General features: G+C 64.3%; 21 protein-coding genes and 1 other RNA gene. 7 read left to right on the forward strand and 15 right to left on the reverse strand.

What is annotated here, in order from left to right; genetic code table 11:
• Positions 1 to 523: 523 nt before the first annotated feature.
• From ssrA to CKJ85_RS09985, 8 genes are all read right to left on the reverse strand, one after another.
• Positions 524 to 907, reverse strand: a transfer-messenger RNA (tmRNA) gene (gene ssrA / locus CKJ85_RS09950).
• Positions 908 to 977: 70 nt separating this feature from the next.
• Entirely contained in the window at positions 978 to 1634 is a 657-nt protein-coding gene (locus tag CKJ85_RS09955) for an SDR family oxidoreductase (protein WP_095554228.1), read from the reverse strand.
• A gap of 24 nt (positions 1635 to 1658) precedes the next feature.
• Positions 1659 to 2156 (reverse strand): SsrA-binding protein SmpB, encoded by a 498-nt coding sequence (gene smpB, locus CKJ85_RS09960; RefSeq protein ID WP_095278951.1) that lies wholly within the window; start codon positions 2154 to 2156, stop codon positions 1659 to 1661.
• 16 nt (positions 2157 to 2172) lie between these two features.
• Entirely contained in the window at positions 2173 to 3075 is a 903-nt protein-coding gene (ftsX, locus tag CKJ85_RS09965) for a permease-like cell division protein FtsX (RefSeq protein ID WP_095278950.1), read from the reverse strand.
• A gap of 2 nt (positions 3076 to 3077) precedes the next feature.
• Positions 3078 to 3770, reverse strand: coding sequence for a cell division ATP-binding protein FtsE (gene ftsE, locus CKJ85_RS09970; protein WP_095278949.1), 693 nt, complete (start codon positions 3768 to 3770; stop codon positions 3078 to 3080).
• A gap of 128 nt (positions 3771 to 3898) precedes the next feature.
• The gene (locus CKJ85_RS09975) at positions 3899 to 5272 is read right to left on the reverse strand and encodes an NAD-dependent succinate-semialdehyde dehydrogenase (RefSeq protein WP_095554229.1); all 1374 of its coding nucleotides are present in this window, start codon (positions 5270 to 5272) and stop codon (positions 3899 to 3901) included.
• Between the two features lie 56 nt (positions 5273 to 5328).
• A complete protein-coding gene (locus tag CKJ85_RS09980) occupies positions 5329 to 6555 on the reverse strand; it encodes an oxygenase MpaB family protein (RefSeq protein WP_095554230.1) in 1227 nt (408 codons plus the stop codon).
• Between the two features lie 37 nt (positions 6556 to 6592).
• Complete coding sequence (locus tag CKJ85_RS09985; protein WP_233125480.1) at positions 6593 to 7972, reverse strand: oxygenase MpaB family protein; 1380 nt, start codon at positions 7970 to 7972, stop codon at positions 6593 to 6595.
• Between the two features lie 248 nt (positions 7973 to 8220).
• Between CKJ85_RS09985 and CKJ85_RS09990 the strand changes: the two genes are divergently transcribed.
• Positions 8221 to 9354 carry a PDR/VanB family oxidoreductase gene (locus CKJ85_RS09990; protein WP_095554231.1) on the forward strand — a complete coding sequence of 378 codons (1134 nt, stop codon included), beginning with the start codon at positions 8221 to 8223 and terminating at the stop codon, positions 9352 to 9354.
• 257 nt (positions 9355 to 9611) lie between these two features.
• Here the strand turns inward: CKJ85_RS09990 and CKJ85_RS09995 are convergent, their stop codons facing one another.
• Genes CKJ85_RS09995 through CKJ85_RS10010 form a run of 4 tightly spaced genes read right to left on the reverse strand, consistent with a single transcriptional unit; the run spans position 9612 to position 14072 of the window.
• Positions 9612 to 10532, reverse strand: coding sequence for a DMT family transporter (locus CKJ85_RS09995; RefSeq protein ID WP_095554232.1), 921 nt, complete (start codon positions 10530 to 10532; stop codon positions 9612 to 9614).
• Positions 10533 to 10563: 31 nt separating this feature from the next.
• Positions 10564 to 11940: an acetyl-CoA carboxylase biotin carboxylase subunit gene (accC, locus tag CKJ85_RS10000; RefSeq protein WP_095278944.1), complete on the reverse strand. Its 1377-nt coding sequence runs from the start codon at positions 11938 to 11940 to the stop codon at positions 10564 to 10566.
• 36 nt (positions 11941 to 11976) lie between these two features.
• Positions 11977 to 12507 (reverse strand): acetyl-CoA carboxylase biotin carboxyl carrier protein, encoded by a 531-nt coding sequence (accB, locus tag CKJ85_RS10005; protein ID WP_095278943.1) that lies wholly within the window; start codon positions 12505 to 12507, stop codon positions 11977 to 11979.
• Positions 12508 to 12509: 2 nt separating this feature from the next.
• Positions 12510 to 14072 (reverse strand): pyruvate carboxylase, encoded by a 1563-nt coding sequence (locus tag CKJ85_RS10010; protein WP_095554233.1) that lies wholly within the window; start codon positions 14070 to 14072, stop codon positions 12510 to 12512.
• Positions 14073 to 14484: 412 nt separating this feature from the next.
• Here CKJ85_RS10010 and CKJ85_RS10015 point away from each other — a divergent pair, with 412 nt between their 5' ends.
• Positions 14485 to 15801 (forward strand): MFS transporter, encoded by a 1317-nt coding sequence (locus CKJ85_RS10015; RefSeq protein WP_095554258.1) that lies wholly within the window; start codon positions 14485 to 14487, stop codon positions 15799 to 15801.
• Positions 15802 to 15804: 3 nt separating this feature from the next.
• Here CKJ85_RS10015 and prfB read toward each other — a convergent pair whose 3' ends face one another.
• Complete coding sequence (prfB, locus tag CKJ85_RS10020) at positions 15805 to 16908, reverse strand: peptide chain release factor 2 (RefSeq protein WP_095554234.1); 1104 nt, start codon at positions 16906 to 16908, stop codon at positions 15805 to 15807.
• A gap of 80 nt (positions 16909 to 16988) precedes the next feature.
• Here prfB and CKJ85_RS10025 point away from each other — a divergent pair, with 80 nt between their 5' ends.
• Together CKJ85_RS10025 and hisN are read left to right on the forward strand one after the other, a co-directional pair.
• Positions 16989 to 17795: an inositol monophosphatase family protein gene (locus tag CKJ85_RS10025; protein ID WP_233127035.1), complete on the forward strand. Its 807-nt coding sequence runs from the start codon at positions 16989 to 16991 to the stop codon at positions 17793 to 17795.
• A complete protein-coding gene (gene hisN / locus CKJ85_RS10030; RefSeq protein ID WP_095554236.1) occupies positions 17788 to 18570 on the forward strand; it encodes a histidinol-phosphatase in 783 nt (260 codons plus the stop codon). Before CKJ85_RS10025 ends, hisN begins: the two co-directional genes overlap by 8 nt.
• 1 nt (position 18571) lies before the next feature.
• Here the strand turns inward: hisN and CKJ85_RS10035 are convergent, their stop codons facing one another.
• A complete protein-coding gene (locus CKJ85_RS10035) occupies positions 18572 to 19420 on the reverse strand; it encodes a S1 family peptidase (RefSeq protein ID WP_095554237.1) in 849 nt (282 codons plus the stop codon).
• 115 nt (positions 19421 to 19535) lie between these two features.
• Between CKJ85_RS10035 and CKJ85_RS10040 the strand changes: the two genes are divergently transcribed.
• The 3 genes from CKJ85_RS10040 to CKJ85_RS10050 are packed head-to-tail and all read left to right on the forward strand — an operon-like array spanning position 19536 to position 22396.
• Positions 19536 to 20750, forward strand: coding sequence for an amidohydrolase (locus tag CKJ85_RS10040; protein ID WP_095554238.1), 1215 nt, complete (start codon positions 19536 to 19538; stop codon positions 20748 to 20750).
• Positions 20751 to 20772: 22 nt separating this feature from the next.
• Complete coding sequence (locus tag CKJ85_RS10045) at positions 20773 to 21987, forward strand: DUF418 domain-containing protein (protein ID WP_095554239.1); 1215 nt, start codon at positions 20773 to 20775, stop codon at positions 21985 to 21987.
• Entirely contained in the window at positions 21962 to 22396 is a 435-nt protein-coding gene (locus tag CKJ85_RS10050) for a GNAT family N-acetyltransferase (protein ID WP_095548577.1), read from the forward strand. Before CKJ85_RS10045 ends, CKJ85_RS10050 begins: the two co-directional genes overlap by 26 nt.
• Here CKJ85_RS10050 and CKJ85_RS10055 read toward each other — a convergent pair.
• Positions 22393 to 23676, reverse strand: coding sequence for an HNH endonuclease signature motif containing protein (locus CKJ85_RS10055; protein WP_095554240.1), 1284 nt, complete (start codon positions 23674 to 23676; stop codon positions 22393 to 22395). The genes CKJ85_RS10050 and CKJ85_RS10055 overlap by 4 nt on opposite strands.
• Positions 23677 to 23860: the final 184 nt, after the last annotated feature.

A 23860-nucleotide genomic window follows, 5' to 3' on the forward strand; every position in this document is an offset into this window, starting at 1 on the left:
TCACAAGCGATGCTACCGGCACACACCAACCACACAAAACGTGCAGCCAGCACAACACAGGCACGCAACCAATCCACAAACAAAAGTACATTGGCACACTATCGAGTTCTCAAACAACACACGCACACCAGACCAACCAGTCAAACATAACCAATCAGTGCTCGGCAGCGGAATACAACGTTACACACAAGGTAAACAAAAGTCAAAATCGAGGAAAACCTCAACCAAACTCAAGCAACCAAGCCCGCAACACTGTGAAATTATCTCGTTCCCTCCGAGCGACTCACTCGCTCTCGGCAACGAGGAACTACTTAACCACGAACAACACAAACACGCAAACCCCCAGCACACACACGGTTTTTAGCAACCCAATGCTTGCGTTAACGCAAAATTTCTAGCGGTTGATTCTTCAGCGGTGATCCCTCACGTGGCGCGCGCAGGAATATCTCGAATTGAAAACTTTAGGTGAACTGGCAAAAAGAAACACCCGCTGGCCATTGCCGACCAGCGGGCGTTCGCACTTCGGTGGAGCCGCCGGGAATTGAACCCGGGTCCTTCATCACCGCGCCAGGGCTTCTCCGTGCGCAGTCCGCGCGCTACCTCTGCTCGGCCCTCCGGATCAGGCGGACATGTCCGGATGATGAGCCCAGTAAGTGTGAAGTGTCCCTCCCAAAGGCCCACTCACAAGCCCGGGAGGCGAGTCCCCTAAGTCGATGCCAGGTACCGGGTCGGGGACGTCCCCGGCCTGACAGACTCGCGGTCGCTAGCTCTTAGGCAGCGAGGGCGAAGTCACGCTGAGAGTTCTTCTCTGCGTTTATTGGTTGCTGCGACGCTTACGGTGGTCTCCAGCCTGCACCGGCACGCTTCCCCTGGCTAAGTCGATGAAGTCGAAACCTGAATCGACCCCTTGTCAACTACGGGAACCGTAGGAGAAGTAACTCTACCTCTCCCCCTCTTCAACTGCAAGCACCCGGCGCCTATTCCAGGCCGGTCGGCGTGATCCGGAGGAAGTCCACCACCGCATCGGGGCCGGCGTCGACGGCGAGGCGCGCGGCCTTGGCCACCGAGGTCGCCGCCATCTTCGGGGCATCACCGTGCTGCGGAGCTGCGATCATGTCCGTGTTCGTTCGCCCGGGGTGCAAGGAGGTGACGCGGATGGCGCCGGCTTCTTCCAGGCGCAGCGCGTCGGTGAAGCCGCGGAGCGCGAACTTTGACGCGCAGTACGCGGAGTTTTCGGGAACACCGAAGAAGCCGGCGCCTGAGTTGATGGTGAGGAGGAGTCCACGTGAGCGTCGTAAAGCGGGCAGCAATTCCCTGGTGAGGGTGATGGGCGCGTGGACATTGACCTCCATGGACTCCCGCCACTGCGCCTCGGTGAGCTCGGCGAAGGGGGCCTTGTGCAGCACGCCGGCCGCGTGGACGAGCACGTCGACTTGCTCGATGGCGCGGGCGGCGCGAATGAGCGCCTCGGTATCGGTAAGGTCCACCTCGAAGGGTTCTGCGCTTGGCAGCGCGCGGACTACCTCGGAGGCGTCGCGCGACGCGCCCGCGATGATGTGGTGGTCCTTGCTAAGCTCCTCGGCGATCGCACGGCCGATGCCGCGGGACGCGCCGGTAATCAGTGCAGTCTTCATGGGCACCACCGTAGCGTTAAGCAGCTAGGCCTTGATTCCCTTGAACTTCCGGCCCAGGTCGCGGGCGATCTCGCGATCCTCGGTGCGACGCTTGATGGAACGCCGCTTATCGTAGTCCTGCTTGCCCTGCCCCAGGCCGAGCTCCAGCTTCGCGCGGCCGTCCTTGAGGTACAGGGACAGCGGGATGAGGGTGCGGTTGCCGTCGCGAATCTTGCCCTCCAGCGAGTCGATCTCGCGGCGGTGCAGCAAGAGCTTGCGGGTGCGGCGCGGCGGGTGGTTGGTCCAGTGGCCGCGCGAGTACTCGGGGATGTGCATATTGCGCAGCCAGACCTCGCCGTTATCAATGGTGGCGAAGGCCTCGACCAGCGAGACCTTGCCCTCGCGCAAGGCCTTGATTTCCGTGCCGTAGAGCACGATGCCAGTCTCCCAGGTGTCCAAGATGGTGTAGTCATGCCGAGCTTTCCGGTTGGTCGCGAGGACACCGGTGTTGCTCAGCTTCTTCTTTTTACTCTTCTTGGCCATAGGAGCAACAAGTGTACTACTTACGCACGTAAGAACGAAGTGCCACCTGCGCCGCCACCGCGCCGACGACCATGGCGCCGAGCCCCACGAGCGGCATGACGGTCCACACGGCGGAGTCCGGCACGCGCGCGATCAGCGACGACGAGTACAGGTCGCCCAGCATCGGATCGACGATGGAGCGCTTTGCCACCCACGTGAGAATCGTTGCCAGCACCGCGCCCACGAACACGGAGATCAGCGCCTCCAGCACGAACGGCGCCTGCGTGAACCAGCGGGACGCGCCGACCATGCGCATGATGCCGATCTGGTCGCGGCGGTTGAACGCGGCGAGCTGCACCATATTCACGATGAGGAAGATCGCCGCCAGCGCCTGCGCCGCGGCAACGGTGAAGGTCACGTTGCGGAACGTATCCATCGTGCCGGCGGCCTCGCGCACCGTGTCCGCCTGGTCCGTCACCACGGTCACCTGCGGCATCGACGAGATCTTCTCAATCGGTGAGGTATCCGCCGGATCCGCCAGGCGCACGTGCAGCGCCGCCGGCAGCGCGTCCGGGGTCGTTTCGCGCACCAGGTCCGGCTCGGACTCCTCGAACAGCTCCTTGAACCGCTCGTACGACTGCTCGCGAGAGCGGAACGTTACCTGCTCTACCCCGCTATCCCCCTGCAGCGCGTCGCGCACCTCCTTGCAGGCGTCGGATGAGCAGTCCTTGTCGTTTGCGGAGATGTCCTCGTCCAGCTCCACCATGACCTCGACGCGGTCCAGGTACAGGTCCTTCGTCTCGCTCGTCGCCTGCGAAATCAAGATGCCCGCTCCGACGAGCACCAGCGACAAGGCGGTCGTGATGATCAGAGCAATGGTCATGGTGACGTTGCGCCCCAGCCCGCGGAATCCTTCGCGGAAAATGAAATTCCAGTTCACAGCTATCCCCTCACGTTTCCGTACACGCCGTGCTCGTCGTCGCGCACGAGTCGGCCCAAATCGAGTTCCATCACGCGCTTGCGCATGTCGTTCACCGCGCGGGCGTTGTGCGTGGACATCACCACGGTGGTCCCCATCCGGTTGATGCGCGAGAGCAGCGCCAGGATCCCATCGGCGGTCGCAGGGTCGAGGTTGCCCGTGGGCTCGTCGGCAAGCATGAGCGCAGGCTTATCGACGAAAGCGCGCGCAATCGCCACACGCTGCTGCTCACCGCCAGACAGCTCGTGCGGCATGCGGTTCGCCTTGGCATCCAAACCGACTAGCTCGAGCGCCTCCGGCACCAGCTTTTTGATGCGCTCCTTCGATTTGCCAATCACCTCCAGCGCGAACGCGACGTTGTCGTACACGCTGAGCTTGGGCAGCAGGCGGAAGTCCTGAAAGACATAGCCGATGGACTGGCGCAGCTTGTTCACCTCTTTGCCGCGCAGCTCGTTGACGTGGAAGTCGTTGAAATAGATGTCTCCGGAAGAGACGTTCTCCTCCCGGATCATCAGCTGCAGGAAGGTGGATTTACCGGAGCCGGACGGGCCAATGAGGAAGACGAAGTCTCCGTCTCCGATCGTGAACGACACGTCGTCCAGCGCAGGCCGGGTCGACGTGGGGTAAACCTTGGTGACGTTGGAGAATTTGATCACCGGACCGACTTTACCTGTTACCGGTGTGACAGGTGAAGCCCCAGACCGCGCTTGCGCTGCGCAATCTGGGGCTTCACCCTCGCCCCGCGCGCCGCCTGCGAGCGACAACGCGCGAGTCTGTGAACTTGTTAGTCGTTCACGTAGAGGTACTGCTTGTTCACGAACTCATCGAGCGCGAACACGGACAGCTCGCGGCCGAAGCCGGAGCGCTTCACGCCACCGAACGGCAGCACGGCGGAGAAGTACTGTCCGAGGTTGACGTGGATCATGCCGGTGTCGATCTGGTCCGCGACCTTGATCGCACGGTCGGTGTCCTCGGAGAACACTGCGCCGCCCAGGCCCTGTCGGGAGTTGTTGGCCAGCGCCACCGCTTCATCCTCGGAGGAGACCTTGTAGATCTCAGCGACCGGGCCGAAGAACTCCTCGTAGTACTCGTCAGAGCCGACCGGGAGGTCGGTGAGCACTGCCGGGGAGTAGTACGCGGTGGTGTCGTCCAGCTCGCCGCCGGTGCGCAGCGTCGCACCCGCCTTGACGGCGCGCTTGACCTGGTCGTCCAGCAGCTCCGCGGCGTTGCGGGAAGACATCGGGTAGTACTCGTTCTCGCCCGGGTTGGACGGGTCACCCTTCTTGTAGGACTCCGCAATCTTCACCATCTCGTCGACGAACTCGTCGTAGATGTCCTCCATGACGATGATGCGCTTGTTGGAGGTGCACACCTGGCCCGCGTTCTGCACGCGCTTCGCCCACGCATCCTGCGCAGCAGTCTTGATGTCCGCGGAGTCAAGGATGACGTACGGGTCGGTACCGCCAAGCTCCAGGACGACCTTCTTCAGGTTCTTGCCCGCGGTCTCCGCGACCTTCGCGCCGGCACGCTCGGAGCCGGTCAGGGAGACGCCCTGAACGCGCGGGTCCGCGATGATGGTCTCGATCTGGTCGTGGGAGGCGTACACGTTGGTAAACACGCCGTCCGGCAGGCCCGCCTCCTTGAGGATCGCCTCAAACGCCGCGGCGGACTTCGGGGTGATCTCTGCGTGCTTGAGCAGGATGCAGTTACCGTTCATCAGGTTCGGGCCGGCGAAGCGAGCCACCTGGTAGACCGGGAAGTTCCACGGCATGATGCCAAGCAGGATGCCCAGCGGGAGGCGGCGGACAACTGCCTTGCCGCCCGGGACGTCGACCTTCTGGTCAGCGCAGTACTCGGCCGCGTGGTCGGCGTAGAACTGCAGGATGTCGCCGGAGAAGTCGGCCTCCCACTCGCCTTCCGGCACCGACTTGCCCATCTCCTCAGCCATGATCTTGGCCAGCTCGTTCTTCCGCTCCTTGAGCAGCTGCGCAGCCTTGCCGACGATCGCCGCACGCTCCTCGTACGACGTGTGACGCCAGGACTGGAACGCCTCGTCGGACTTGGCCAGGATCTCCTGCACCTGCTCGTCCGTGGGGTGATCGAACGTCTCGACGACCTCGTTGGTCATCGGGTTCTGTACGCGGTACGGGTTAGACATCGTGTCCTATTTTCCTCTCGTAGATTACTTTCTCGTACTGTTTGTGAACTCTACCACTACGCGCCGGGCCTGTAAGCCCCGTCGCCCATCTTCACGCCTTCGTCCTGGGACATGTAGGAGGTGTCCTGCGTGAGGGCGTCGAGAAGCGCCTGGTGGTTCTGCGCAACTTCCTTCTCCAGCGCTTCGGGGTTCGCGCGCAGCAGGTCGAATCGTTGCTGCACCAGCGGCAGGTCGAGCTCGACGAACGGGCGGGAAACGGGCTGCGGGACGTTGAACTGGTCCGCAATCTCGTCGCCGTGCATGAGTCGGGTCGCGGTGTACATCCAGTCATCGATGGACTCGTCCGGGAACGGCAGCATGGCCTTGACGTTGGTGCGGAAGCCGCTAAAGAGCGCGTCGATGAGGGCGCGGGACGCATCGTTCGGCTCGCCGTCGACGGCGTGGATCGCGTCGATCGTTGCCTGGGAGGCGTCGATGTCCGTCTCATTGTCCAGCAGGTCGGTCGGAATGCCGAGCATGATGCCCACGACTTTCCATAGGTAGAACAGGTCTTGCTCCTCCTCCACCGTCAGCCTGTAACCCAGGTTCCGCAGGTACGTGAACGCGATGTAGGTGAAGTCGAACCAGGTGCGGAGCATGTCGAACTCGCTGATCGGGCGGCCCCACTCCGCGTAGTCCAGCCCCAGCTGGCCCTGCACCCGGCGGACGTGGGCGTGCATCGCGCGCACCATGCCGGTGTGGACGAAGCTGACGTTGCCCGGTTTCAGCCCGTCCTTCAGGTAGACGGAGTAGATCCAGTTGGTGGTGTACGCCAGGCGGTGCACGGCGCCCTCCGTGAGCTCGCCGGTGTTCACCAGGACGTTTGCAATCGACGGGGTGATGTAGGTGTGGATCAGCGCGCCCGGCCCGAGCGACAGGTTCTGCGCAAGCACCGGGATCGCCAGCGCCGCCTGCTGTCCGCGCTCGAGGCGCTCCCAGTCGACGCCGTCGAGGGCCGCGTTCATGTCGTCGATAAGCGCCTTGACCTCGGGCAGCGTGGAATCGGTCGCCTCGCCGCGCGCGAGCGCCTCGCGCAGGTTCGGCATGATCTCCTTGCTCTTGTGGCCGCTGGTAAACAGCGCATCCGCAATGGGATCGGTCGCCCAAAACGCCTGCTCAAAGCGCTGCGCGCGGGCTTCGCCGAACTTAGCAGCGAATGCGTCACGGTCGCCGCGCGCCGACGGCCACTCGGAGCGGTCGTAGTGGTCGTGCGCGAGCGGGTTCTCAGTAAAAGTCTGGGTCATGGTGGGTCTCCTTGTGGTTGGGGCGGGCCGCGCGGGGTTAGCGCAGGCCTTCCTTGGATGTGTCGTGCAGCTTGTACTCGGCCTTGACGTCCGGGGCCTTCTCGGCCACGTAGTCCTCGATCTGCTGGAAAACGTCAGACCACGGCGGCTTGCCGTCTCCGGCCTTCTTGGCCTTCTTGGCCTGCGCGCCCGGCAGCTTGTCCAGCAGGCGGTAGATGACCGCCTCGGACTTCGCCTTGAGCAGGAATGCGATCTTCCAGTGCAGGTACGGGGTCCCTTCAAAGCGCGACCCCTTGACCATGAACTTCGTGTCCTCGTCGCCGATGATCAGCGACAGCGCGCCGAGCACCTGCCCCGGCATCTTCGGATCAAGGTCTTCCAGAATGCCCATGAGCGCGGTGGCAACACGCACGTGGTAATCGGAGGAGTAGCCGCCGTTGGCGTAGATGAAGTCGGTCATCTTGCGCATCTCGTCGCCCGTCTTCGGGATCAGGCGCTCCTCGGCGCCCATGAGGTGCAGGACCCACGCCCAGTACATGGCGACGTCGTCCCACTCTTCGCCCGTGTGTGGGCGTCCGAAGAACTCGTCCACGCCGATCGGCATGAGGGCGAACCAGCCTTCGCCGGAGACGAGGAAGGAGGAGCCGATCGGGCGACCGAACTCGTTGTAGTGCTCGGGACCCCACAGTTTTTCCAGGCCTCGGTTTGCCTGCGCGTGCAGCAGGCGCACGCGCACCGCTGCCTTGAGGCCGTCGCTGTAGCGGTCGAACACGCCCTTCTTGCCCAGGTCAACGAAGAACTTCACCGTCTCGATGATGCGAGTAAAGGACTCGATCTCAAACATCGCTGTCTCACCCGTCGCTGCGGAGGTACGGTCCTCCATCGTGGTGGCCCAGTAGGCGAATCCGATGGAGAGCAGCTCTGCCGACGGCGTCACGTTGTAGTAGGCGATGCGGCCACGCTCCGCGGCCTCAAGGTCGATCCACTCCGGGATGTTGTCTACCTCGGCGAAGAACTCCACGAGCTCCGGCGACGGGTCGGCCACCGTGTCGATTCCGCTGTTGAGCGCCTGCTCGAAGTCCGCGCGGGACTTCTCGGCGCCATCGCGCTTAAACGCCTCCGCCAGCTTCGAGCCGGTCTCGTCGGTCTGCCACATGTGGTCATCCAGCAGCTTGGTCTGGAAGCTGTCGTAGCCCTCCCAGGTGTCGGCCACCGTGTGCCACCGGTCAAAGAGGTTGTGGCGCAGCTTCGACCAGCCGGGGCGCTTCACGCGACGTTTCGGCGCCGGCCGCAGCGGCATCCCGTCGCGGTAGAAGTAGCGGAAGTCCTCGTAAGGGTTGTCCGACATGGGGAGAATCTCCGGGCGCACCGGATTTTGATACTGATGCTCCTCGCGGACATCTGTGCTGGCAGTCATCGTCATCCCGTTTCTCTGCACTCTTGCGCCGCCCCTCACGGGCGGCTGGGTTGGTTCGCTTGCCGCAAATAGAGTGATAGTAACCGCCTTCCACCCTCACATGTTACCTATCCGATAGTCATGCAGTGGTGTATTGCCGGTCACTTTTTGCGTGGTTTTATACTATCCATTACAGAACGGGCCCGGCAACCAATTTGGCGCCCTTTTTGGATTACACATTTTCTATTCGCTTTTCGACGGAGTCCACCATGGGAAACGACACTGGCATCGGCAGATTTGCAGCGTTTTTTGGAGGAAAAAAGAAGAAAGCAGACCCAAACGCGGCCGACCGAGAAGCCGCACTGGAATCCCGGCGCGCCACGAAGTCGGAACGACGCGGTAGCGGAGACATCATCGAACTCACCGTCACCGGTGTCGAGCGGGCACACGAGATCGCGCTCATCACGTTCACAACCACCGACGGCGCCCCGCTTCCTGGGTACGAGCCCGGCTGCCACGCAGACTTTCTCCTGCGCACCCCAGACGGCGAGGAACTCGTGCGCCAATTCTCCCTCTTCCCCACCCACCACCTGGGCGACAAGGAGGGGGCCTACGGCGTTGAGGTCAAGCGCGAAGCCGGTTCCAAGGGCGGCTCTGCGGCAATCCACCGCATCGAGGTCGGCGACACCCTCCGCATCCGCCCGCCCCGCAACAATTTCCCCCTGGCCAAAGACGCGAAGCGGTCTGTGCTCGTCGGTGCCGGGGTGGGCATCGCCCCAATCTTCTCGCTGGCGCGAGAGCTCCAAATGCAAGATGCCGACTACTCGGTGCTGTATTTCGCTTCAAGCGAGGAGCGCGCGCTGATGCGCCACCTCATTGACACCTATCTGCACGGCCGGACCAAGAGCATCTTCGCTTCGGGCGAACGCGACAAACAGGCCGGCTACATCAGGGAAGCGCTCGCGACTTCAGCGGTCCCGGCGAAGGACACACACTTGTACGTGTGTGGGCCACACGGCTTCATGGACGGTGTCATCGAAACGGCGTCGGCCACGCTCCCCCGGGACAACATCCACTTCGAGACCTACCGCCCCACCAAGGAAACTCTCGCCGGGAACCATGACGCCGACGGCGCTTTCGACGTCATTTTCAATGGCGAGACGTACCACATCCCCGAGGGCGAATCCGTCCTCGACGTCTTCGAGGACGAGGACGTGCCCATCCTGTCCCAGTGCGCGGAAGGCACGTGCGGCACCTGCGTAATGCGCGTTGTCGACGGCACCCCCGACCACCGCGACAGCATCTTCACCGAAGAGCGCCACGAGAAGGGCGCATTCACCACCTGCGTGTCACGCTCGCTCTCCCCCACGCTCACGCTCGAGCGCTGGCGACAGACCCCATAAACAAACCTGAGAAAACTGCGCAATGCGCAGTTTTCTCAGGTTCTAGGCGGCGAGCCGTTCTTCAGCTACAGGAACTGCTGCAAGGCCGAGCCTGCAGCAAAAGCAACGACGCTGAGCACGGTGACGATCACACCGATAATGATGCCTGCCTGCTTCCACCCGTCCATGGGCTTGCGACTTGTAGTCCTTCCTACCCTTGCAAGCACTGCATGTGAGCTTGACGGACGGGATGCCGCCAGTGCGTTCGGGGGGAATCGTTAGAGCAGTCGAACCATTGCCACGCCAACCAGCACGATGGCCAGCCCCGCGAGTCTGAAGGGCGTGGGCATTCCTTTTGAGCCGCCACCGATGCCGAGCGACTCGAGCACCTGACCACAGATGATCATGCCAACCAGCGAGCCGATGACGGTAGTGCCGGCGCCCAAGAGAGGCGACAAACTCGCGCCGCCAAAGACAAAGAGGGCGCCCAGCACTCCCCCGAGCCACATCCACCACGGCCCCGGGGCGACGCCTGAAGCCACGGCGCGACGAGGGGCTGGAATCAGGAGGACCATGGCGAAGAGCAGGATGAGGCCGACGGCGAGCGAGATCTGCCCGGCCTGGATCGGGCTGTGCAGCACTTTGCCCAGGTAGCCGTTGACCGCGGTCTGGGTCGCAGAGCCCATGCCCATGAGGACGCCGAAGCCGCGCAGCAACCAGGCGCGGAGCCCCCGGGCGGTGCCGCGCAGCGGGACTCCGCGCCCGATCTCCAGGACCATCGCGATGCCGAAAAGCACGAGCAGCGCGCCCAGGAGCCTGAGTGGTCCGACGGGGGTTTGGGGGTAGCGGAAGAGCCCGGTGGCGTCGATAAGCAGCCCCATGAGCACTTGCCCCAGGATGGGAAGGATGGTGGTTTGGACGGCGCCGAGCTCCGGAAAGAGCACGATGTTGCCGGCGATGAACATCACGCCCATAAAGCCACCGAGCCACACCCACCACGGCTCAGACGCGGCGAGTGCCAGGTCCGGGACCAGGGTGCGTGTGGCAAAAAGCGCGATGACGCAGGACGCGGCAACTGCAAGGATGAACGAAAGGAATGTTGCGCCAATCGGCGATCCCACGCTTTGCCGAAGCCGGGTATTAATCGCGGTTTGCACGGGGACGATCGCCCCGACCATCATGGCCACGACGACCAACATTCTGTGCCCTCCTTACAGGCGCTGCGAGGTGTTACTCCTCAGTGGGGATCTCGTTGACTGACTCGAGGACCTTCGCCACGTAGCCGGTGTTGATGTCACCGCTGCGGAACTGCTCGCTGTTGAGCAGGTAGGCCTGGAACGGGCCGGTGGTGACAACGCCGTCGACGGTCAGCTCGTCGAGGGCGCGCAGAGTGCGCTCGATCGCTGCGTCGCGGTCCTCCGCCCAGCAGATGAGCTTGCCCACCATCGAGTCGTAGAACGGCGGGATGGTGTACCCAGACTCGATGTGCGTGTCCATGCGCACCCCGAACCCGCCCGGCGCGCGGTAGTTTTCGATCTTGCCCGGGCGCGGCGCGAAGTTCTCATTCGGGTCCTCCGCGTTGATGCGGCACTCGATGGCGTGGCCGCGGATCTGCACATCGTCCTGGGTCAGGCGCAGCTTCTGCCCGGAGGCGATGCGCAGCTGCTCCTGGATGAGGTCGACGCCGGTGATCATCTCGGTGACTGGGTGCTCCACCTGGATGCGGGTGTTCATCTCGATGAAGTAGTACTTGCGCTCGATGTTGTCGAACACGAACTCCACCGTGCCGGCGTTCTTGTAGCCGACCTCCTTGCAGAGGTTGATCGCCGCTTCCTGGAGGCCGGCGCGGAGCTCGTCGTCGATCGCAGGCGACGGGGCTTCCTCGATGAGCTTCTGGTTGCGGCGCTGCGAGGTGCAGTCGCGCTCACCGAGCGCAATCGCGTTCTCGCCGTCCGCAAGCACCTGAATCTCGATGTGACGGATGTCTGTGAGGAAGCGCTCGATGTAGACCGACGAGTCGTTGAACGCGGACTGGGCCTCGTTCATGATCTCGTTGAGGTCCTTCTCCAGCGTGTCCTCGGACTCCACCACGCGCATACCTCGGCCACCGCCGCCGGCCGCCGCCTTGATCAGCAGCGGGAAGCCGGTCTGCTTGGCCACCTCGAGCGCCTCATCGAACTCGGTCACGACGCCGTCGGAGCCGGGCACCGTCGGCACGCCCGCGCTCTGCGCGATACGCTTCGCCTCAATCTTGTCGCCCATCCGGCGGATGTGCTCCGACGACGGGCCGACGAAGCCGATCTCCTCGTCCTCGACCATCTTGACAAAGTCGGCCTTCTCGGAGAGGAAGCCGTAGCCGGGGTGGATCGCGTCGACTTTGTACGCCATCGCGGCGGAGACGACGAGCTCCGGGCTGTTGTAGCTCTTGGCGGCGTTCGCCGGGCCGATACACACGGCCTTGTCCGCTTCCTTCACAGGAAGCGAGTCGCGGTCGCCCTCGGAATATGCCAAGACGCTCTTGATACCGAGCTCCTTGCAGGCACGGATGATGCGAAGTGCGATCTCACCGCGGTTGGCAATGAGTACGCTCCCCAACAACTCAGACATTGGGACTCCTCACCTTTCTAGGGGTTGTGGGTGTGCTTACTTGGGCTCGATGATCATGATGGTCTGGCCGTGCTCGACAGCCTCCTCGTTCTCCACAAGGATCTGCTTGACGGTGCCGGCGACCTTCGCCTCGATGTTGTTCATCAACTTCATCACCTCGACGATGCACAGCACCTGGCCGACCTCAACCTCGTCACCAACCTTCACAAACGGGTCAGCGCCAGGCTTCGGAGCCGCGTAGTAGGTGCCCACCATCGGCGCGGTGATCTCGACGCCGTCGGCCGGGGCCTCGGACGCAGCCGGTGCCGGAGCGGGTTCCGGAGCCTTCGGTGCGGGCGTTTCCTCCACGGCCGGTGCAGCTGGTGCCGGAGCGGGTGCAGCCGGTACAGCCTCGGGCGCTGCCGGGGCCGGAGCAGGGGCAGCCTTGAGGTGGCTCAGCCCGCCGGGGGTCTTGGAAAGGGCGAGCTCGATGTCTCCGTACTTGATGCTCAGCTCTTCGATGTCGCCGGACTGGTTGACCCAATCCAGGAGGGACTTCAGCTCGTTGAAGTTGGTGGTCTCAGACATGGTTACTTGTCTCCTTTTTTGGTGAGGTTGATTTCGAGGTCGTCGGTCTTGAGGTGGAACTCGCCTGAATTAGTGGTGTCGTAGATCTTTTGGACCAGCTTGGTCAGCTCGCCGCCAGGCACGCCTTCGCCCTGGCCGGCGCGCCCCTCGGCGACGAAGCGCTTCATCTCGTCCACGTTGTTGCCCGGGATGTTCGCGCGCAGCAGGATCGTGTCGATGTCGTCGTCCGGGTACTGCTCCTTGAGCGCGGGAAGTGCCGGCTCCAGCTTTGGACGGCCTTCCTTGATCTCGGCCGAGCCGTTCGCCTTAATCTTCTCCAGCGCATCCGGGTCGATCGGCGCGAGCGGCTCGCCGTAGTGGCCGAGTGCGTACTTCTTGATCTCGTTAGGCACCACGGAGTAGCGCTCGCCGGAGATCACGTTCATCACGGCCTGGGTGCCCACGAACTGCGCAAACGGAGTAATCATGATCGGGAACGCGAGCTCCTCGCGCACGCGCGCGGTCTCGTAGAGCAGGTCCTCGAAGCGGTCGGACAGCCCGGCGGTCTCCAGCTGGGACTCAAAATTGGTGAGCATGCCGCCCGGCAGCTGGTGCATGTAGTGGACGCCGTCGAAGGCACGGGGCTTGCCGACGGGCTTGTCCTCCCGGTCAGCGATCTCCTGGATCTTCTTGCTCACGTTGTCCACGCGCTCGTCGTCAATGTTGATTGTGTAGCCGAGCGCGCGCAGGTCACGGGCGAGCGCCTGGGTCGCGGGCTGGCCCTGGCCGTTGGCCAGCGGCGCGGTCGAGGTGTGGATGGAGTCCACTCCGAGCTCAGCGGCGTAGATGTAGGTCAGTGGCGACAGACCGGTAAGCGAGTGGGTGTGGACCTCCAGCGGTAGGTCGTTCCCAATCGCACCGCGGATCGCCGGGATCAGCGTCTTCATCCGGTCCGGGGTGAGCAGACCACCAGCATCCTTGAGCATGATGCGGTCGACGTCGGTGCGCTCCACCAGCTCCTGGGCCTTGTCAATGTAGAGCTGATCGGTGTGCACGGGGCTGAGGCAGTAGGACAGACACCCGTAAGTCTCCGCGCCGAGCTCCTTAGCCAGGATCAGCGTGTCGGCGATGTTGTCGATGTCATTGAGGCCATCGAACGCGCCGATGACGCGGAAACCGTTGGCGTACAGGCGCTCGACCCACGCGTGGATGACGTCGTCGGGCAAGAAGTCGAACGACGCGAGGTTGCGGGAACGCACCATGGCACGGAACTTGGTACCCGGCGCCGCGTTCTCGTGGACCAGGCGAACACGCTCCCAGGGGTCCTCCCTGAGGTAGCGCACGGGCACGTCGAACTGGATCGGCGCGACGAGGTCCACGTGCTCGAAGCCCGCGTTGGTGATGTCGTCGAGCATCTCCAGCATGTGCTCGGTGCGCATGCGCGTCGCCCAGATGGACTGGTGGGCGTCGCGAAGCGTGGTGTCGATGATCTTGATCTCGCGCTCGCTGTCCGCAGGGCGACCACCCGCGGCGAGAATCTCGGCGAGACTTTCTGTGCTGAGTTCCTCTGGTTTGAGAGCAACCATATTTTCCTCCTTAAAAACACCAGAATCGGGACTGCCTTTGAACTTTGGCCCGCTCAAGACGTGTGTTTCCGGTGCGCTCATTGTAAGCACTTCAAAGTGTGATGTGCGACGAGTTTTTCGGAATATCGCATATATCCCACTATTTCCCGTAGTGAAGCCCTAAGTCACTTCCCCCGAAAGTGGTGCGTAATATGCACGCGGGTTCGCTATGCGCACATTTGCACGCCAACGGCGACACCCCAACCGAGCCCACTACCTGGACAAACGCTTTCATTGTGAATCGGAGCACAAATTCTTTTTGGTGAGACCCAGGTTCCCCACCCCTAATGAGTGACCTGGATTATAGTTTCTGCTCACACCCATACAACCCACAGACTAGGGAGGCCTCGTGTCAACCACCCAGACCCAGCCCGTGGCAACGGAGCACCATCCGGACCACGAGTACCCCGCAGACCGAAAGTCGCTCGGCGCCAGCCTCATCGGCCAAGTCCTCGAGTGGTTCGAGTGGAGCTCCTACGCTGTCTTCGCCCCGTTCATCGCGGCGGCGATGTTCCACAAAGCGGACCAGACCTCCGCCCTGCTGGCCACCTTCGGCGTTTTTGCCGTCGGCTTCCTCGTCCGCCCGCTCGGTGGCATCGTTTTCGGGCACATCGCGGACCAGAAGGGCCGGAAGGCGGTCCTCATGATCACCATCATCATGATGGCGGTCGCATCTGTGCTCATCGGCTTCCTCCCGTCCTACGACACCATCGGTATCTGGGCGTCGGTCGGCCTGCTCCTCATTCGCGTCGCCCAGGGCTTCGCCCACGGCGGCGAGTCCGCGGCCGCCAACAGCTACATCCCCGAGATCGCCCCGCCGTCCAAGCGCGGCAAGTGGGGGTCGCTGGTCTACGTCTCCATCTTCGGCGGCTCCGTGATTGCTTACGTCATCGGCGGCTGCATCTCACTCGTGCTCAGCGACGAGCAAATCGGCGCCTGGGGCTGGCGCATCCCCTTCTGGATCAGCGCCCTGGCTGCCATCTTCGCCCTGTACATGCGCCGCCACATGAAGGAGTCCGACCACTTCACCGAGCTCGATGAGGCAGTGGCCAACGAGGACGACGACCGGCGCGCGCACGAGGCCGTGGAGCAGCGCGTCAACCACCGCCCCGTCGTGGTCAACGTCCTCCTGGTCATCGGCATGGTCTCCGGCGTGACCGCCGCCCACTACACCTGGACCTCGTACGTCTCCACCTACGCCATCTCACAGCAGGGCATGTCCACGCAGGGTGCCTACTGGGTCACCGTGGTGGCGCAGGCGATCGGCCTGATCGCCCTGCCGATGTGGGGCTCGCTGTCCGACAAGATCGGCCGCAAGCCCGTCATGTACACCTTCGCCATCCTGTTGGCCCTCCTGCAACTGCCGCTCATGGGCCTTATCGACGCCCGCCCGTGGACCCTCCTCGTCGCGTCCACCCTCGCGATCATTGCCGTGGCCGCCGGCGGCGCGCTGCTCGCCCCGGTCATGTCGGAGGTCTTTCCCACCGACCAGCGCACGCGCAGCATCGGTCTCGCCTACTCCATCTCGGTGGCCGTGTTCGGCGGCACCGCGCCCTACATCTTCCAGTGGTTCGTGGCCCACGACCTGTCGTGGGCGTCCGGCACCTACGTGATCGCGATGTGCATCCTGACGCTGATCAGCATGTACATCTTGCCGGAGACGAAGGGCATCGACCTCCGCCACGCGTAGGAGCTACTCCTCGCCCTGCTCCTGTGCCTTGCGCCACCGGATGCCGGCCTCGAGGAAGCCATCGAGGTCCCCATCCAGCACCTTCTGCGGGTCTCCGACCTCGTAGTTGGTGCGCAGGTCTTTCACCATCTGGTACGGGTGCAACACGTAGGAGCGCATCTGGTTGCCCCACGACGCGTTGCCGCCCGCGCCCAGCGCATCCAGCTCCGCCTTCTCTTCCTGCCGCTTCTTTTCCAGCAGCTTGGACTGCAAGACGTTGAGCGCCGAGGCCTTGTTCTGAATCTGGGACTTCTCGTTCTGACAGGTCACCACGATCCCGGTGGGGATGTGGGTGATGCGCACCGCCGAGTCGGTGGTGTTCACGCTCTGCCCGCCGGGGCCGGAGGAACGGTACACGTCGACCCTGATGTCCGAGTCCGGGATGTCAATGTGGTCGGTCCGCTCCACCACCGGCAGGACCTCGACTTCCGCAAACGAGGTCTGGCGGCGCCCCTGATTGTCAAAGGGGCTGATGCGCACGAGACGGTGCGCACCCTGCTCGACGGAGAGCTGGCCGTACATGTAATCGCCGTGGACGGCGAAGGTGGCCGACTTGATGCCCGCCTCCTCCGCGTAAGAAATGTCGTAGACGTCCACCTTGTGGTCGTTCTTCTCGGCCCAGCGGACGTACATGCGCATGAGCATCTCCGCCCAGTCCGCAGCGTCCACGCCGCCCGCGCCCGAGCGGATGTTCACCACGGCCTCGCGCGCGTCGTACTCGCCCGAGAGCATGGTCTGCACCTCGAGCGATTCCACTCGCGCCTCCACGTCCTCCAGCTCCTCCGCAGCCATGGAGGGATCCCCCTCTTCTTCCGCGAGTTCGACCATGACCGGGAGGTCGTCGATACGCGTGCGCAGCGACGTCACCTTGCGCAGGCGCGCCTGCACGTTGGAGAGCTCCGAAGTGACCTGCTGCGCGTGCGAGGGGTCGTCCCAAAGTGAGGGGTCGGCAGCCTGCTGCTCAAGCTCGCGGATGCGCACGCCCATCTCCTCGAGGTCCATCACCTTTTCAATGGTGGTGAGCTTCAAGTCGAGGTCGGCGATGCGCGTCTGAGTCTCCGGTTGCATAAGAGCGCAGTCTAGTCGAGGAGCAATGCGGCAGCCCCGGTCCCCCGCGCCAAACCGCGATGCCGTGGATAATGGGCCGCATGACATCCACCGCACAGTTCATTGAGGCCCACCGCGAATCCGACGACGCCGCGCTCGCCGCCGCCCTGGTCAAGCACGCAGGCCAGCTCGCGCTGCGCATGCGCGAGGAGGGCCTGACCACCGACTACAAGACGTCAGTGTCCGACGTGGTCACTGAGGCCGACCGCGCCGCGGAGGCGTTCGTGGCGGAGGCGCTCGCTGCGCTCCGTGCCGACGACGGCGTGGTTGGAGAAGAAGGCGCGGCCCGCGACTCCGCAACCGGACGCACCTGGGTCATCGACCCGGTCGACGGCACCTACAACTTCTCGCAGGGCTCGGACTACTTCTGCTCTGCCATCGCGCTCACGGATGCAGCGGACACGGAACGGGTGCGCCTCGGCGCCGTGCACCGCCCCGCCACAGACACGACGTGGCTGGCCAACCAGGGCGTGCTGACGGTGAACGGGGAGCGTGCGGAGGGGTTGGCGGGGGCGTCGATAAGCGAGAAAGCCCTGGCCACGTACCTGCACCCCACGTACATGCGCGAGGACGCCGTGCGCGACGTGTGGTTGCGCGCGGTGCGCGACGCGGCGACGATCCGGATGTGGGGCGCCGGCTCGATTGACCTGGCCACCGTGGCTGCGGGGCAGATCGGCGGGTGGCTGCAGCACTCCGTGGCGGATTGGGATTGGCTGCCAGGCAAGGCGCTGGTGGAGGCGGCGGGCGGCGTGGCCCGCAAGGTGGATGCGGGCGGAGTGACATGGTGTGTGGCGGGAAATGCCCAGATTGTGCAGGACATCACTACTAGACTTGTCGGTCATGAGTAATTTCGCCGACGACCTCGCCCTCGCCCTCGAACTGGCCGACGCGGCCGACGCGCTCACGCTCGCGCGCTTCGAAGCCTCTGACCTGCGGGTGGAGTCCAAACCGGACATGACGCCCGTCTCCGACGCGGACCTCGCCGTGGAGGAGGCGCTCCGAGCGGAGCTTGCGGAGTCGCGGCCGGCGGACGCGGTGCTTGGCGAGGAGTTCGGCGGCGAGGTGGCGCTCGAGGGCCGCCAGTGGGTCATCGACCCGATCGACGGGACGAAGAACTTTGTCCGCGGCGTGCCCGTGTGGGCGACCCTCATTTCGCTGCTTGTGGACGGCGAACCGGTCGTCGGCGTCGTTTCCGCCCCCGCCCTGACCCGCCGCTGGTACGCATCGGCCGGCGGCGGCGCGTGGCGCACGTTCAACGGCGGCGAGCTCACGCGACTCGAGGTCTCCGGGGTGCGCTCGCTTGCCGACGCCTCCCTCGCCATGTCCTCCCTCGCCGGTTGGCGCGAACGCGGCCTGCTGGAGAAGTTCATCGGCCTGACGGAGCAGACCTGGCGCCTGCGCGGCTACGGCGACTTTCTCAACTACTGCTTCGTCGCGGAGGGAACGGTGGACATCGCCGCCGAACCGGAGGTGTCCCTCTGGGACCTCGCCGCCCTGTCGGTGCTGGTCACGGAGGCCGGCGGGCAGTTTACTTCTCTGTCCGGCGAGGACGGCCCACACGGCGGCGACGCGCTGGCCAGCAACGGCGCGCTCCACGACGCGGCACTCTCGGCGCTGCGCTAGGTTACGGCAGGCGGAACCCGTTGCTCAGGTCCGCAAGGATCGCGTCCATGCGGGCGGCGCTGGTGGGCGCGTAGATCGGCCCCTGCAGCGGGGTGGTGCACTGCACGTCGAACGGCGCGGGGAACAGGCCTCCGTTGATCATGCCGACGAGGCGGTCGTCCGTGTACAGGGGCGCACCGGAGTCGCCCTGCATGGCGCAGACCTGGTTCACGTTCTGCACGTTCCAGTCCGACCAGGTGATCCCACAGGTCTCACCCGAGGCGACGCCCTTCTTGCACACGTTTTTGCCCGGCTTCACCGGCGCGGAGCCGAGGTGGTTGATGGTCACGCCATCGTAGGAGCGGGTGACTTCGGCGTTGGAGCCGAGCTCGATGAGCGCGTAGTCCAGGTGCTCGTTGACCTTGACGATGTTGCCGGAGTGTCCCACCTGCCAGGAGTCCGCCGAGGAGACCGGGTCTCCGACCTTGCCGCAGTGCCCCGCGGTCAGGGCGTACTTGTTGCCGTGCTCGCCGTAGCCGGCGACGGCGACGGTGCACATGACCTCGTGGTCGCCCTCGCCCACGTAGATCGGGGTGCCGGGGCCGTACAGGGAGTTACCGCGCTGCAGGGCCTCGTTGGACTCGCGAGGGATACGCGGTGCGTCGTGGAACGAGCCGGGTACGCGGTGCAGCACGTAGTCTGCGAACGGCTTGCCGGCGAGTACCTTCGAGATTGCGTCGTCGTGCCAGGAGTAGTTCGGGTCGATCGGCGCCGGTTGCGGTGCAGGCGCTTCACCGGCGTTCGCGGGCGCAACGGGCAGCGCGGCGACGGCGAAAGCGGTGATCAGGGCGGCGATACGACGACGAATCATGGGCATTCTTCCTACATAGACCACAACAGCAACTCCCGTATACATTGCCATGTTTTTGCCCCAATTTCCTCATTTACCACATCAAAGGTGGGAAGTGCCCGGCTAGCATGTCCCCATGACGAATTCTTTTGCACTCACTGGACCGTTTGCGCAATTCGAGTCCAGCTTGAACGCCACCCGCGACGAGCGCGAAGCGCTGTACAAGTGGTTCCACCAGCACCCCGAGCTCTCTCTGGAAGAGCACCAGACGAGCGCCCGCATCGGCGAAGAGCTGGAAGCCGCCGGCTTCACCGTCGTGCCGGTGGGCGCCACCGGCAAGGTCGGCATCCTCACCAACGGCGAAGGGCCGACCGTGTGCTTCCGCGCCGACTTCGACGCCCTGCCGCTCTCGGAGGAGACCGGCCTGGAGTACTCGGCCGACCCCGCGCTCGGCGCCGCCCACGCCTGTGGGCACGATATGCACACGGCGGCCTTGCTCGCGGCGTCGACAATGCTTGCGCAGCACACTGACGCCTGGTCGGGCACGCTCCTCGCGCTGTTCCAGCCCGGCGAGGAAACCGGCGCCGGCGCGCGGGACATGGTGGAGCACGGCCTGGCGGAGAAGGTGCCGACCCCGGACGTGGTGCTGGGCCAGCACGTCGGCCCGATGATTCCCGGCTACGGGATGGGCGCGCTCGCCGGGCCGGTGTGTTCCACGTGCGTGCAGACCAAAATCACCATCCACGGCACCGGCGCGCACGGCTCGATGCCGGAGAAGGGGGTGGACCCCGTGGTCATCGCGGCGCACGTGATCACCCGCCTGCAGACCATTGTGTCGCGCGAGATCGCCCCGCAGGAAATGGGCGTGGTGACGGTGGGCGCGATCCACGCCGGCGAATCCCCGAACACGATCCCCGCCACCGCCGAGCTGTCCGTGAGCACCCGCGCGTTCACCACCGAGGTCAGCGACCGCCTGAACAGCGCCATCCGGCGCATCGTCCGCGCCGAGTGCGCGGCGGCAGGCGCGACCACGGAACCGACGTTTGAGATTGTCGGCGGGGCGCCGGAGTTCTCCAACGACGAGGCCATCGCCGAGCAGGTGATGGCCGCGTTCCGCGAGCAGTTCGGCGATGTGGTCGGCGACTTCGGCCGGCTGTGCGGTTCCGAGGACTTCCCCACCATTGCCAACGCGTTCGGCGCGCCGTACTTCTACTGGTTTGTGGGCAGCAGCTCGGACATCAACTCCGCCCCGTCCAACCACTCCCCCTTCTTTGCGCCTGACCTGCAGCCCACGCTCGACCAGGCCACCCGCGCCATCCTCGTCTCGGTCTCGCCCTGGCTGATGCGGTAAGCAGCTGGTAAAAGTGAGGCCCATGCAACGACTACTCGTCCCCGACCTTGCCCGTGGCACAGCGCTGCTCGGCATCGCTCTCGCCAACGGCTCGCTATTTTGGATGATCAATCAGCACTCGCAGCCGGAGTCAGGCCCCGGGTGGAGTGTCGGCGGGGTGCAAGAGGGCTCGCTTATCGACGCCGCGTTGGCCCTCTTCGCCGCCCTCTTCGTCCACTCCCGCGGCCTGCCCATGTTTGCCACGCTGCTTGGCTTCGGCTTCGGGCTTGTCGTCTCCAGCCTGTACCGGAAGCAGTACCCGGTCGGTGAGGCGCGAAAGGTCCTGGCCCGACGTTACGGCGCGCTCGCGCTTTTTGGCCTGGCCCACTTGTGCCTGCTGTTCTTTGGCGACATCATGACCATGTACGGCTTCGTCGGGCTGCTGCTTTCGGTGATGTTCACGCTCTCGACGAAGGTGCTGCGCATCATCTCGTACTCCTGCCTCGGCCTCTACATCCTTTTCACTTCATTCGTTGGCGTATCCGCGGCGTTAATCCCTGAGGTGGCTAAGGAGATGGGTGGGAACAATGTGCTCAATGAAGAATTTGGGAGTTTTGGCACCTACTTCACCAACAACCTCGCCAACGCGGCAGAAATGCTGCTGTCCACCCCGTTTATCCTGCTTGAGCTTGTCCCCTTGGCCACCATCGGCTATGTGTGGGCGAAGGAAGGCGTGCTGGTCAACACCAAGCAGCACGCACGCACGCTGTGGACGTGGACGATCCTGGCCGGGGTCATCATGTTGGCCATCGGTCTGCCCTGGGGGCTGGCCGCCATTGGCGTGCTCAATCCCGAGTTGGAGTCGAGCCTGCACCTGCTCAACTCGTCGTGGGGTTCCTTGACCGGCCCGGGGATCCTCGCCGCGCTGACGCTGCTCACGTCGCGCCTGAACAACGCGGCACCCACCTGGACTTACCCGCTCGTCGCGTTGGGCAAGCGCTCGATGTCCGGCTACCTGGCACAGACCATCTTCTTTATCGTGTTAGTGTACCCGTTTAGCCTGGGCATCGGCCAGGATTGGACTATCAGCGGTAAGCTCGGCCTGAGTGCTTGCGTGTGGCTGGCCACCGTCGTGCTCGCCACGGTGCTCGAGGCAGCCGGTAAACAAGGTCCGTTCGAGTGGGCACACCGCCACGTTTCCTACGGCAAGGCAGGAAGGATTGCACCGCACCGTGATCGTGCTGAAATCGCTGGATGAGATGACCCCGCGCGAGGTCCACGCGCTGTACAAGCTCCGCGTCGACGTGTTCGTCGCCGAGCAGAATTGCCCGTACAACGAGATCGACGCGCAGGACGCGGACCCGTCGACCACGCACCTCCTCGCGCTGACTGCAGTCGGCGAGCTCGCCGGCTGCGCCCGGGTGTTCCCCACCGAGACCGGCTCGCGCTTCGGCAGGTTCGTCGTCGCCCCGGCGCACCGCGGCACCGGCCTCGGCCCCGAGATCGTGCGCACCGGGATTGAGTACACCACCCGCTGGCCGGGCGACCTGATCATCGAGGCCCAAGCCGGCCTGGTTGGCTACTATTCCCGCTACGGACTCGTCGCGGAGGGCGACGAGTTCCTCGACACCGGCATCCCCCACCGCAGGATGCGCCTAGCGCGCTAAGCGCTCCCCTGGTTGAACTCGCGCAGGGTCAAGGACGCGTCGCTGCGCAGCGGTGCCTGATAGCTTTCCGCCACGAACCTGCTCCCGTCCCGAAACACGAAGTGCAAGTCGGGGCCGTCCTCCAGGATGCGAATCCACCCCTCCGAGACCATCGCATGGCACGACGAGCACAGCGGCAGCAGATTGTGCAGGTCCGTGGCGCCCCCGTCCGCCCAGTCGTGAACGTGGTGGACCTGAATGAACCTCGTATGGTCGCACCCGGGCATGGCGCAGCGCCCGCCCCACATGGTCATCAGCGCGTTGAGCTGCCCGTCCGTGGCCAGCCTCGACGCCCTCGACGTGTTGAGAATCAGGCCGTCCTTGTCCACCGTGTTCACGCGCACCATGGCGTTCGCCACGGCGTGCGCCACGCTTGCCGACGCCGCCGCGCCCCCAACCGGCAAATAGGCCCCGCCGTCAACCGTGGTCACGATGTTGACGTGCGCACCCGGGGCACGTAGCGGGTTCTTCGGGCGCGAGCGCACGACATTCACCATCCCCATGAACGCAGCGAGCATCACCTTGCCCGTAGGCATCCCGATCCCGGACGAGGTGGGCAGGTCCTCCAGCTCCTCCTCGACCGCGTCCCGGTTGACCGCATCCTGCAGGTCAACGTCGTGGTAGGCCAGTTCCCCGATCTTCAGCGCGGCCGCTACCTGCGCGCCTTCCATCGGGCTGAGGTCGGCCCACAGTCCGAAGCGTCCGTTCTTGCGCTCCGCAATCCGCACGTACGAGGACCGTGTCGGGGCATCCTCGCCGTCGTCCCTGTCCAGCAGCGCAAGCTCCGCCTCCAGCTCGTGGTAGCCGTGTTTCCGTGCCATCTCCACGAGCGTCGACTCGTCGTTCTTCTTCAGGTACGGGAGGAGCAGGCGCACCTTGGAGTAGTTCACTGCGCCTTCTTGGAATGCTTCCGCGAGCAGGTGGTACGTGGTCAGCTCACGAGCGACGCGCACATACTCGTGCGCTGTGGTCTGCGAGATCCCCAGCCGCCGCACCAGCCACCCCGCGGTCGTCCTCGCCCCGCATCGACGAGCCAGCCGCAGCGAATCAAAGATGCCAATCTGGTGCAGCAATTGCGCTTTACAGGTGGTGATCCTGCCAAACGTGTCCTCGATGCGGGAAGCGAGCTCCGCGATCGCGTCGTCGTCGCCCGGAGAATGTTCGAAATCTTGCGTCTTGTCGTCCACACTTTTGTCTGCGGTAGGTGGCTTTGGTGTGGCATTGGTGGTCGTGATCGTCATGGTGCAGGCCCCTTTCGGGAGGTGGGATGGTCGGAGTTTTGGTTGTACGCAACACGGTAGCACCCCATCCGAACACGCCACCTGCCTGCGGTTATGGCGGTATAACAACAGGGGTCATGGGCGTCGAGAAGCTGTCCCCAGCTCGGCAGACTCACAGAAACTACGCAATGCGCAGTTTCCTCAG

It is taken from the genome of Corynebacterium sp. NML 150383 (assembly GCF_002285085.1).
In the GTDB taxonomy this organism is placed as follows: Bacteria; Actinomycetota; Actinomycetes; order Mycobacteriales; family Mycobacteriaceae; genus Corynebacterium; species Corynebacterium gottingense.